The organism is Candidatus Angelobacter sp. (genome assembly GCA_035607015.1).
GTDB lineage: Bacteria > Verrucomicrobiota > Verrucomicrobiia > Limisphaerales > AV2 > AV2.
Genome location: DATNDF010000176.1, coordinates 1 through 11,694, shown reverse-complemented (window position 1 = coordinate 11,694; position 11,694 = coordinate 1). Strand labels below are relative to the sequence as shown.

The 11,694-nt window shown below is 61.7% G+C and carries 11 protein-coding genes; 2 read left to right on the top strand and 9 right to left on the bottom strand.

Features of this window, described 5'->3' with window-relative positions; all coding sequences use genetic code 11:
* Positions 1-2,639 (bottom strand): M1 family aminopeptidase (locus VN887_07190; protein ID HXT39790.1); only part of this gene is annotated, 2,639 nt, incomplete at its 3' end.
* A gap of 85 nt (positions 2,640-2,724) precedes the next feature.
* Positions 2,725-4,962 carry a primosomal protein N' gene (gene priA, locus VN887_07185; GenBank protein ID HXT39789.1) on the bottom strand — a complete coding sequence of 746 codons (2,238 nt, stop codon included), beginning with the start codon at positions 4,960-4,962 and terminating at the stop codon, positions 2,725-2,727.
* 108 nt (positions 4,963-5,070) lie between these two features.
* On the opposite strand from priA, the gene VN887_07180 reads away from it, so the two are divergent.
* Positions 5,071-5,643, top strand: a complete 573-nt coding sequence (locus tag VN887_07180; GenBank protein ID HXT39788.1) for a lytic transglycosylase domain-containing protein — start codon at positions 5,071-5,073, stop codon at positions 5,641-5,643.
* A 23-nt stretch (positions 5,644-5,666) separates the two neighbouring features.
* Here VN887_07180 and VN887_07175 read toward each other — a convergent pair whose 3' ends face one another.
* From VN887_07175 to VN887_07145, 7 genes are all read right to left on the bottom strand, one after another.
* On the bottom strand, positions 5,667-6,380 hold the full coding sequence (locus VN887_07175; protein ID HXT39787.1) for a lysophospholipid acyltransferase family protein: 714 nt from the start codon (positions 6,378-6,380) through the stop codon (positions 5,667-5,669).
* Positions 6,380-6,985 carry a Holliday junction branch migration protein RuvA gene (gene ruvA, locus VN887_07170; protein ID HXT39786.1) on the bottom strand — a complete coding sequence of 202 codons (606 nt, stop codon included), beginning with the start codon at positions 6,983-6,985 and terminating at the stop codon, positions 6,380-6,382. The genes VN887_07175 and ruvA overlap by 1 nt, the downstream gene beginning before the upstream one ends.
* Positions 6,986-7,012: 27 nt before the next feature.
* Positions 7,013-7,189 (bottom strand): hypothetical protein, encoded by a 177-nt coding sequence (locus VN887_07165; GenBank protein ID HXT39785.1) that lies wholly within the window; start codon positions 7,187-7,189, stop codon positions 7,013-7,015.
* A gap of 102 nt (positions 7,190-7,291) precedes the next feature.
* Positions 7,292-7,900 (bottom strand): crossover junction endodeoxyribonuclease RuvC, encoded by a 609-nt coding sequence (gene ruvC / locus VN887_07160; GenBank protein ID HXT39784.1) that lies wholly within the window; start codon positions 7,898-7,900, stop codon positions 7,292-7,294.
* 42 nt (positions 7,901-7,942) lie between these two features.
* Positions 7,943-8,398, bottom strand: coding sequence for a hypothetical protein (locus VN887_07155; protein ID HXT39783.1), 456 nt, complete (start codon positions 8,396-8,398; stop codon positions 7,943-7,945).
* A 140-nt stretch (positions 8,399-8,538) separates the two neighbouring features.
* Complete coding sequence (gene pdxA, locus VN887_07150) at positions 8,539-9,534, bottom strand: 4-hydroxythreonine-4-phosphate dehydrogenase PdxA (GenBank protein HXT39782.1); 996 nt, start codon at positions 9,532-9,534, stop codon at positions 8,539-8,541.
* Between the two features lie 56 nt (positions 9,535-9,590).
* Positions 9,591-10,574, bottom strand: coding sequence for a peptidyl-prolyl cis-trans isomerase (locus tag VN887_07145; GenBank protein HXT39781.1), 984 nt, complete (start codon positions 10,572-10,574; stop codon positions 9,591-9,593).
* 259 nt (positions 10,575-10,833) lie between these two features.
* On the opposite strand from VN887_07145, the gene aroF reads away from it, so the two are divergent.
* The coding region (gene aroF / locus VN887_07140) for a 3-deoxy-7-phosphoheptulonate synthase (GenBank protein HXT39780.1) at positions 10,834-11,694 on the top strand (861 nt) is incomplete at its 3' end.

The following is an 11,694-nucleotide window of genomic DNA, read 5'->3' as shown; positions in this document are numbered from 1 at the left end:
TTCTTCGACCCGCCCTGCGCCGGTTTCCCGTCGGCTGCGTCCACCTTCTTTTTCAAATCGTCCAGTTCCTTGCGCAGGTCGCGGTTTTGTTTTTGCAGGTCCAGCATCTCGTCGCGCAGGTTTTTGAAATCGTCCACCGGTTTTCGCGCGGCGCGCAATTCAGTCACGGCCTTTTCAGCGGCGGCGCGTTCGGGACTTTCCTTTGAAGCGGTGGCAAACTTTTCGAGCACACCGACAGCCCGGGGATCACCGAGAACTCCCAGCGCATTGATGGCGGCCAGTTGGATGCTTTTCTTCGGGTGATTCACGTAACCGGTGAGGAATTCGCGGACGCGGTCCTTCTTGTCCTCGTTGCGTGCCAGGTAAGCGAGTGTTCCGAGCCCCTGTCCCAGGCCGCGGCTGGTGAACTCCGTTTCTCGCTTCGACAGGACTTCGATCAACGGGGCAACATAAGCCGGGTCGTCCTGGGATCGCATGGCGCCGATGGCGGCGCCCGCCAGTTCGTTGCGATACGATTCGGAGCGCAGGAACCGGAGCAGCGCCTCCCGCACTTCCGGTTTCGCATAACCGCCCAACGAACGGATGGCGGCGGACAAAATGTCCGGGTTCTTTTCGCGGTCGAGAGTTTTGAGCGCCGCCCCGAAAGCGGTGTCCCGATAGAATCCGCCGATGTCCGCGACGACCTGCCGCCGGACGCGCGCGTCGCTCTGACCGGTCGAAGCGAGCAGGGCTTCCAGGGCCTCGTCCGTGTGCATGGACCTCAACGTCCGCGACGCTTCGAGGCGCACTCCATAAAACGCGTCGCCGTTCAGCGCCTGCTTCAGCCGGGCGACAGCTTCCCGGTCTTTTTTATTCGCCAGTTGTTCGATGGCCAGCAGGCGGCCAATGACGTCGTCCTTGTCCTTCAATTGCGCATAGAGCATGGCGTTGGGCGCGTTGAACGTGATTCGGGCGAGCAAAGTGTAGTCCGGGTCGAGACGGACGACTTCCGGCGCGGACTCCACCGGGAAATAAAAATCTTCCTCCTTTTCCCGCACCTGAATCGAGTGATCCGCCGTGCCGAACCTTCCTTTGAAGCGCACAGTGAGCGGAAAGTTGAAGAGCAAAACATCCTCGCTCAATTTCTGCACCTGCCGGATGGAGACTTTCGCCAGCTTCGTCTTTTCCTCCCAACTGTAACTGACTTCAAGTTCCGGGTGGTGGGCGTGATAGAGCCATTGGTCAAAAAACTGGTCATAGGAGCGGCCGGACAATTCCTCGATGACCGCGCGCAAATCATCGGTCACCACGTTGCCGTACTGGTGTCGTTCGAGGTAGGTCCTGATGCACCGGCGGTAAAGGTCCTTCCCCAGTTGCGCGCGGAGCATGTGCAGCACCCAGCCGCCCTTTGGGTAGGCAAGATAGTTGAACATGTCCCCCGGAGAATTGTAGGTGCGCCGGACCACCGCGTTCGTGTCGTTGGCGGCGGCGAGAATTCCGCGCGCGCTTTGATACAGCCCGTAAAGCATCGCCTCGCGGCCGTGCCGGTGTTCCTCATAAAGAGACGCGTAGCAGGTCGCAAAGCCCTCGTTGAGCCAGATGTCGCTCCAGTCCTTGCAGGTCACGAGGTCGCCAAACCACTGGTGCGCCATCTCGTGCGCGACCAGACCGTCGCTGTCGCGGATGTTTTCAGTGTCTTCCGTGAACAACGTGCTGTCGGTGAGGGTCGTGCAACTGGTGTTTTCCATTCCACCGGCCACGAAGTCATTCACACACACCTGGTCGTATTTCGCCCAGGGATACGGCACGCCGATCTCCTGTTCGAAGAACCCCATGATGTCCCGGGTATCCCGGAAGGAACCGGGCGCCTCCTTGATTTCCGACGGGGGCGTGTAAAACGCTAGCGGGATGTCCCTGTATTTGTCCTCGACCTTTTGGAAATAGCCTGCGACGAGTGAAATCAGATAGTTTGCATGCGGCTTTTCCTGCGACCAATGAATCGCTGTCAGGCCGGTGGCCGGGTCTTTTTCGCTGGAGACCAGCCGCCCGTTGGAAATCACCGTCATGCCTTCCGGCACGCGGCAGGTGATTTCCGAGGTGAATTTTTCGTTCGGCGAATCGAAGCACGGATACCAGTGCCGCGCCTCGATCTCCTCACCCTGCGAAAAGAGGTGGGTGTCGCCCGCCTTGTAACCCATCTCCGGCGTCCGGAAATACAACCCCGCGGTCGGCTCCGCGCGATAGGTGATGGTCACGCCAGCCTCCTGGTCCGCGGGAATCGGCCCGGCGAAAGTGATGATCACTTTGTCGCCGGTCACCTGATAGGTCTGTATCTTTTCGGTTGAGGTCACGGTGTGAACGTCCAGATCCACGCCGTCGAGCTTCAGTTCCCGGACCGCCCTTGCCTTCGGTTTGAACCGGAGCGTGGCCCTGCCCTCCACGCTGCGCTGTTTGAAATCCGGCGTCACATCGAGCGCCAGATGCAGAACGTCCACATCGCGGTCGGGTGCGTATTTGCGGTGGTCGGGCGAATCCAGCGGCGCGAGAAACGTTCCGGACTTCAGGCATTCGACGGTGTTTGCCCCGGTTTCCGCCCGGGCAAATGCGGTCGCCGCGCAGACAACACTGGTGAAAACGAGGCCCGAAAAAAATCTGTTCATGGTTGAGTTGCAACGCCGGTGTATCACAGAACCCTCGACAAGCGGAAGCGGAGAATGCAGGAACGCGTCGCCCAACGGATGTCGCTCACAGCAGATTCACCGGATCAACGTCCACCGTGAGCGATACGTCTTCCGGCAGCGCGAGCGTTTCCAGCAGTTTCCCCAGAGACTGGCTGAGCCGGCTCATTTGCCGCGTGCGCAGCATGACCTGATACCGATAGTAGGTTTCGGCGCGCAATAACGGCGCCGGCGCGGGACCGGCCAGAACCAGTTCTTTGAATTGGGACAGTTCCCGGTCCAGTTGCTTCCGCAAATGCTCCGCCGAAAACTTCACCTTCTGCTCGTTGCGACCTCTCAGCGTCAGGAGTGCCGCCCGCGTCAAAGGCGGATACTTGAGCTGCCCGCGAAATTCGATTTCCTGCTCGTAAAACCCGGTGAAGTCGTGACGCCGCGCGTATTGAATCGCCGGGTGAAACGGCGTGAACGCCTGCACCACCACTTCGCCTTCCACGTCGCCGCGACCCGCCCGGCCCGCCACTTGCGTGAGCAACTGGAACGTTCGCTCGCCGGCGCGGAAATCCGGTTGATGCAAACTGAGATCCGCGTAAATGATCCCGACAAGCGTCACATTCGGAAAATGCAGTCCCTTCGCGATCATCTGCGTGCCGACCAGGATGTCAATTTTGCCGGTGCGGAAGTCGCCGAGGATGCGCCGGTAATCCTCCTTGCGTTTCAAAGTGTCGGAGTCCATGCGCCTCACCCGCGCGTGCGGGAACAGCTTTGCGAGGGTGTCCTCGACTTTCTCCGTGCCCAGGCCCGCATAACGGATCGCCGGGTTGCGGCATTTGTCATTCGGGCAAACCGCCGGCGCCGGCGCCTCGTGGGCGCAGATGTGACAGCAGATTTTCTGTCTCGAACGATGATAAGTCAGCGCCACACTGCAGTTCGGGCATTCAGCCACGTAACCGCATTTCGGACATTGCAGCGACGTCGCGTAGCCCCGGCGATTCAGAAACAGCATCACCTGCTCTTTCCGTTCCAGTCGCTGTGTGATTTCCTCCTTCAACTTTCGCGAGAAGATCGGCGTGCCTTTCTCTTTGCGCGCCTCCTGGCGCATGTCGATCACGCGCACCAGCGGCATCTTCTTGTCGTCAGCCCGCTGCGGCAGTTCGAGCAGCGCGTATTTTCCCTTCTTCACGTTGTGGTAACTCTCGAGCGACGGTGTGGCCGAGCCGAGCACCACGACCGCATCTTCCATCTGTCCGCGCACGACGGCCACGTCGCGCGCGTGATAGCGCGGCGCCTCCTCCTGCTTGTAGGAATGCTCGTGTTCCTCGTCCACGATGATCAGTCCGAGCGGATCGACGGGCGCGAAAATCGCGGAGCGCGCGCCGATGACGATCTTCGCGCGGCCCTGCCGGATCTTGTGCCATTCATCGTGCCGCTCGCCGGCCGACAAATGGCTGTGCAGCACGGCGGCCAGTGTTTGCAACGGACCTGAACAAAACCGCGCCTTGAATCGCTCCACCGTCTGCGGCGTGAGGGAAATCTCCGGCACGAGAACGATGGCGCCCTTGCCTTGTTGCAGGCAGTGCGCAATGGCCTGCAAGTAAACTTCCGTCTTGCCGCTGCCAGTGACGCCGTGGAGCAGGAACGTTGATGGTTGATGGTTGATGGTTGATGGTTGTCTGTCATCAAGTGCGGCCTTGATTTGCTGCAGCGCGGCAGCCTGGTCCGCATTCAACTTCAAAGTCTGCGTCGGCAGGATGTGCTCGCGCGCATAGGGATCACGCTCTGATATCCGCGGACCGACGTGGACCAGTCCCTTGTCCTCGAGGCGTCGCACGGTCTCGGCGGTTGTGTCGGCCAGTTCGAGCAACTCCTGCAACGGCATCTCGCGCCATTCCTCAATGACATTCCAGACCTCCTGCTGACGTTTGGTCAGTTTGGGCAGCTCGCCCGAGAGCGGCAACAAACGGACGAACAATCGTTCGCGCCAGCCCGCTTCCTCCTTGCGCACGGCTTCGGGCAGGACGCTTTTCAGCGCGACCTCGGTGGCGCAGCAGTAATAGTCAGCGATCCAGCGCGCGAGCTTCAAAATCTTCGGGGTCACCAGCGCCTGTTTGCCCACGGTTTTCAGAATCGGCCGCAGATTCGTATGCGGGGATTCCCCGACCAGCGCCGTCACGCAGCCCATCACCTGTCGCGGGCCGAAAGGAACCTTGACGCGCGTGCCCACCTCGACCCCTCCCTCCAGTTCCGGCGGCACGAGATAATCAAACTCCTTGCGGAGCGCGATTTCCAGGGTGACGCGGGCGATCATCGAATTGAGGGTTGTAAGTCGTGGGTTGTGAGTCGAGCGGAAAAAACGGAGCGCGCCAAAGTCGCGTCCCGGCTGGACTGTTTCCCGCCGGCTCATTAAAACAACGGCGTGGTTCGCCGATGGCTCACTGTTCTTGCGGTCCTTTCGTTGCTTGCCGCCGCCGCGGGGTGGCGTTACTGCCAGTGGCGCGATCACCGTTTCGATGAAGTGATCCTCGTGGCGGCGCGGCGGTACAGCGTTGACCCCGCGCTGGTCAAGGCGGTGGTCTGGCGGGAAAGCTGGTTCAACCCGGCCGCGCGCGGATCGAGACAGGAGTTCGGCCTGATGCAGATCCGCGTCGTGGCGGCGCAGGAGTGGGCGCGCGCGGAGAAGCTGAAGTCGTTTTCGCCGGAACAACTGCTCGACCCGCGCACGAACACCCTGGCGGGCGCGTGGTATTTGTCGAGACTGCTCCGCCGCTATCAGCAGACGGACCGGCCCGTGACCTACACTCTGGCCGATTACAACGCCGGCCGCGCGCGCGTGCGCCAGTGGGCGAAAGGCGCGGCCGTTACGAACAGCGCGGTCTTCATGGAGCAGATGGATTTTCCCGCGACGAAGAAATACGTCGCGGCCGTGGCGAACCGGCAGGACCGGTACCGGAAGGGATTTCCCGCGGACCCGGGGATCACCAAAAACTAGAGCGCGCGGACCTGAACAGGGGATCAGTCCCGCGTGATGGCGGCCATGATCCGTTCGAGCTGTTGCCGCAACGCCTCGCGTTCGGCTTCGCCTGCGTCGCGCGGCACGCGCAGGAGTTCACCGGTCCGGATGGTGCAACGGGCAAACGGCAGCGGCACTTGAAAGCGATCCCAGCTTCGGGGACGGTACTTCCAGTTGAGATGGTAGGACACGGGCACAATCGGCAGACCGGTCAACTGCGCGGTCGAGATCACGCCCTCCTGGACTTTGTAACACGGACCGCGTGGACCGTCCGGTGTGATCGCGAGATCGTGGCCGCGCTCCGCCCAGGAGAGCATCTCGCGCAGCGCCTGCGGACCGCGCCGGCTCGACGATCCGCGCACAGGCTCCACGCAAAAATGTTCGAGAATTCGCGCCAGCAGTCCGCCGTCCCGGCTCGCGCTGACCATCGCCGCCAGGCGCCGCTCGGGCGCGAACCTCACCACGTATCGGCGGTACATGATCAGCGACAGCGCGAGGCGATTGTGCCAGATGGAAAAGATGATCCTCCCCGGCGGCGCTCCTCGGAACAAACCGGAGCCGTCCTCCATCCGGAATCGGACCGTGGCCGCGACACAGCGGATAAACCCGTAAACCAACGCCGCTCCCAGCCGTTGATGCCACCTGGCACGGTGCGGCACCACGACGCCGCTTGACTTCGGCCTGGGGACCTTGGGCTTTGGACCAACCGCGTCCATCAAGCTCCTTTTTTCAGGGACGTCCGCACCAGGTCTTCGACGGTCGATTTTGGACCCAGCACGTTCAATGCGGCGCGCACGGAGTCATGGGCTTCGATCTGCTTGAAACCGAGCGCCATCAACGCCAGCACGGCATCGTTGATCTTCTGGTCTTCCGGTGAAAGCGCCCGCTGCGCGCTGCTCGCCTCCCATGCGCCTGCCACGCCAATCCGGTCCTTTAATTCGACGACGATGCGTTCGGCGGTCTTTTTTCCAACGCCGGAAATCTGCGACAGCGCCTTCACGTCGCCGTTGGCCACGGCGCCGCGAAACGCCGTGGGATTCATTCCGCTCAGGATGTTGAGCGCGATCTTCGGCCCGATGCCGCTGACCGTGTTGATGAGCAATCGAAACAACTCGCGCTCGGCCGCGGTCATAAAACCGTAAAGCACGTGCGCGTCCTCGCGCACGGCCAGATGCGTCAGCAGCCTGATCTCGTGACCGGGCGACGGCAGCTTGTCGAACGAGGACAAGGGAATGAGGACTTCATAGCCCACGCCATTGACGTCCACCGTCACCTGTGTCGGCAGCGCTTCGACGAGTTTGCCTTGAAGAAAGGTGATCATGCGCCTCGGCCCGCGTGCACGAGCAGGTTATTTTGAACCATCGTCGCTCCGGTTCTGTTCCGGCGCAGGATCCGAAGGTGGCCACGCGTTGTCGCCCGATGAGCGGTTGTCCTCCCGCCAGACTTCGCGCACCACCCGGAAGGCCATGACCAGCAAGGCGACCATCCAGACCAGCACCACCCAAAAAATGATTTTATCCAGCATGGTTGTTTGATTCTGTGGAATCGCGTTGTGGCGCGCCACCGAATGTTTTCGGCGAAAAGCGCACGTTCGCGAGACACGAGCGCCGGCTTCGCATCAAACACATCAGATTTTCCGCGGCGCGCTCAGGCTGTACCGCCCGTTTTCCTGCGCATGCGTCAACGCGAGCGCCAGCGCGTCCGCAGCGTCCGGAGCGGGCGGCTCCGCGAGATTCAACAGCCGCTGCACCATTTTGGCGACCGCCATTTTTTGCGCCGCGCCATAGCCGACGATGGCCTGCTTCACTTTGCGCGGTGCGATTTCGTAAATGTCCAGCCCTGCTTCGGCGGCGGTGGCCATCGCCGCGCCGCGCGCCTCGCCCATCAACATCGCCGTCTGCAGGTTCTGTGCGTAGAACAGACCTTCCACGACGCACACCGTGGGCTTGTGCCGCCTGACCACGTCGCGCAGCGTTTGCGCGATTTTCACGAGGCAGCGCGAATGTTCCCATCCGGCCGGACAAACAATCGTGCCCAGCGCGAGTGTTTGCGGGTGCGGTTTCGACAAGCGAATCACACCAAAACCCGTGCCGCGCAGGGACGGGTCGATGCCGAGAATGATCTGGGGACCGCGTTCCGGCACCGGCGGGCTCGCGGTGAACACAGGCCCGGCCACGCGTCGCGCGCCGTTGACGCGGCTTTTCATCCGCTCGAATTGCTGCGGCGTGATGCCCACGACGGTAGAGTGCCAAAGGGGCATATGGAAGTCGAGAGGCGATCAATAACGGCGACCGGTTTCAGGTGACACCGCCGTCGGTTGAACCCAGGCCGGCGGGTCATATTTCTTCCATTCGATCACCCGGCCGTCCGCGAACGTCTCGCTTTTGGCCACATAGGTAATGGGCACATGCCAACGCCGGAACTGGCGTCCGCCCTCAACCCGCTCAGCCCCAGAGCGTGTTGGGGTGACCGCACCGGAATCGAAAGCAGCGCTCTGCCTGAATTCGTAGGCCCATTTCTCCTCATAGTTCCAGATTGTGCGCCTGCCACCGCCGGGCAAATCGATGGCAAATGCGTCGGTGGGTTGCCCCCACGCGATGAACACGGCGTTCGTGTCCATGTCGTTCCGGATTTTCCCCTTGTCCACAAGACTCCGCGTCGTCGCGTCAAGGGACTGGTAAGCATCGCGGTGTTGCGTCTTGCGCTGCGCGACAGCGGAAGACCGGCAACCCATGGCTGCAAGGATCAGGCATGCTGCGACCATCACCAGTCGGGCCGGTTCCGAATTGCCGTTCTCTCCTGGTTGACGCATCCGGAGTGATGGAAACAGGCGGACCAAATCAAGTCAATGCGCTGGCGGAAAACGTCCGGCATTCAGCCCCGCGTGCGTGCCAGTTGTTTCGCGAGACGGATGGCGGCCCTCATGCTGGACGGATTTGCCCTGCCCTGGCCGGCGATATCATACGCAGTGCCGTGATCGGGGGACGTGCGGATGAACGGCAGACCCAGCGTCCAGTTCACGCCGCTTTCAAAGCCGATCATTTTCAAGGGGGCAAGCCCCTGATCGTGATACATCGCCACCACAGCGTCGTAGTCGCCACGAAAGGCGTGATGAAACAGCGTGTCCGCCGCCAGCGGTCCCGTCACCTCGATCCCGCGATCCCGCGCGGCATTCACGGCGGGAATGATGACGGTCTGCTCCTCCGTGCCAAGCTGCCCGCCTTCACCCGCGTGCGGATTCAATCCGCAGACCCCGACGCGCGCCCGCGGCAGCCCAAGGTCGTGGCACGCCTGCGCGGCGAGTTCGATCGTCAGTTCGATTTTCTCCCGCGACAGTTGATCGGCAACGCGCCGGATCGGAACGTGCGTCGTCGCCAGCGCAACCCGCAGCCAGCGGTCACGCTCGTCCGCGCCGAGTAGCATCATGGCCGTCCGGTTTACGCCGGCGAGTTCGGAGAGAAATTCCGTCTGGCCGACAAACAAAGCGCGGCCGGCGCGGATGATCGCCTCTTTGTTCACCGGCGCGGTCACCAGAGCGTCGATCTCGTGACGCAGGCAGCGCTGCGCGCCGTCGGTGAGCCACGCCAACGCCGCTGCAGCGGCGGCCGGCGCGCCTTGTTGCAGTTTGGCCGGCAATGGTTCCGACGCCGGATCATGAATGAATATCCGGCCGGAGTCTCGAGGCCCGCGATGCGGCAACAGCCGGAGTCCGGCGTGCAGTTGGTCGTTGAGACGGTGGAGGCGCGCTTCGTCGCCCAGCAAAAGATAGCGGGTCTCGTCCGCCGACATTTCCGCCGCGAGGGCCTTGAGCGCCACTTCCGCGCCGATGCCGGTGATGTCGCCGAGCGCGATGCCGATCCAGCCAGTCATGCGATGATCGGCGCGTGACACAAACAGGGGACGATCCGCGTCCGCGCCTTGGGAAATCAGTCTGCGAATGATTTGACGAACGATTTGGCCCGGAGGCGGTCGATCCATGCCTTGCGCATGCGTTGTTCTTCGTCCGTCCGGAGTGTTTTCTCGATCTCCGCGCGCGCCTCGTTGAGCGGCTTGACGTGCGCGGGACGGACTTCCTCGACCTTCATGATATAACAGCCCTCGGGCCGTTCGAGCACGTCGCTCAGTTGGCCCGCCTTCAGTGCGAAGGCCTCCTTCGCCAGATCCTCGCGCAGGGTTTTCCGGGTTTCGGCGGGCCGGAGTCCTCCTTCGGTGCGGTGCGAATCATCCGAATTCTGGGAGGCCATTTCTGCAAATGGCGCCCCGCCCTTGAGCTTCGCGAGAATGTCTTCGGCCTTTTTTTTCGTCGCCGCCGCGTCCTGATCCGGCTTGTTGGCCAGAAAGATCATGCGCAGGCTGATTTCGTCCTCGACTTTGAACTTGTCGGAGTTCTGCGCGTAATAGGTTTCGATCTTGTGGGGCGAGACAATGATTCGTTCCGTGCCCGCGTTTTTCAATTCCATGGCATTGACGATGAAATCCTCACGAATGCGCTGGCGGAAGGTTTCGTAACTGATGCCCTCGTGCTCGAGCGTTTTGATCATCGTCACGCGGTCGCCGAACTGATTGCGAATCCGCCGCTTGACCACCTCGTCGATGTAGCTTTCGGTGAGTTTGTAGCCGGCGTTTTTGAATTCATCCAGAATGAGCTGGCGCTCGACGAGAAGCTCCACCGTATCGCTTTTCAGTTTCTCCAGCTTTTGCCGGAAAACATCCGGCTGCCGTCCATACTGGGACCTCAACAGGCGCATCGAGGTGTCGCTGATCTCGCCGTCAATCTCCCGGAACGTGATGACGGCGTCGTTGACCTTGACGGCGATGCCGTTGATGGCCAGCGGGCCGGGCTGGGCGGCCTGGCCCGGCGACGGCCGCAGGAGCAGCGCGGTCAGGACAATGAAAGGAGCAAATCTCATGAAACAACTGCCGAATGGTAGGAAACGTCCGGCGACGGGTCAAGGGCGGCGCAGCCGCGCGCTTGACGTGGTGGCGCGGCTTGTTAAGGTGCGGCCCATGAATTCGGGCAGTCCGCGATTTATGGACAGGTTCGCCGGCTGGTATTTTTGCCGGGCCGACCTGCTTGCGGGGCTGCGTTAGACGAACCCCGTAAACCGTGCCGCAGGTCATCGCCTGCGGCTTTTTTGTTGAACCACGCGCGGTGCCGCCATCAAAACCATGATTATCGTCTTTAAATCCAACATCACCCGGAAGGAGGAAGAGGCGGTGTTGAAAGAGATCAAACGCCTCGGCTACCGTCCCCACATAATGCGCGGTGTGGCCCGGACTGTCGTCGGCGCCATCGGTGATGAGCTGACGCACAAATCGCTCGAAGCCCTGGCGACGCAATTTCCGAACGCGGTGGAAAGCGTCATGCCGGTCCAGAAGCGTTTCAAACTGGTGAGCCGCGAGGCGCATCCCGCCAATTCGACGATTGCCGTGCGCGGCACGGTCATCGGCGGCCGGAAAGTCCAGGTGATGGCGGGCCCCTGCTCAGTGGAGAATGAGAAACAGTTGCTCGCCACGGCCCACGCCGTGCGGGCCGCCGGCGCCACGGTCCTGCGGGGAGGCGCGTTCAAACCGCGCACCTCGCCATACGAATTTCAGGGACTTGGCGAAAAGGGATTGAAACTGCTCGCCAAGGCGCGCAAAGAGACCGGGCTGGCGGTCATCACCGAGCTGCTTTCCGAGGATCATGCGGAACTGGTGGCCGAGTACGCGGACATCATTCAAATCGGCGCGCGCAACTCCCAGAATTTTCAACTGCTCATCGCCGCGGCCGAAACCGGCAAACCGATCCTGCTCAAACGAGGACTCGCGATGCGCATCGAGGAATGGCTCCTGGCCGGCGAGTATGTCCTGTCCAACGGCAATCCGGGCTTGATGTTCTGCGAGCGGGGCATCCGCACATTTGAAACTTCCACGCGCAACACACTCGATCTCTCGGCAGTCCCGATCATCAAGAAGGAATCGCATTGCCCCGTCGTGGTTGATCCCAGCCAGGGTTCAGGCCGGGCGGACCTGGTGATCGCGATGTGC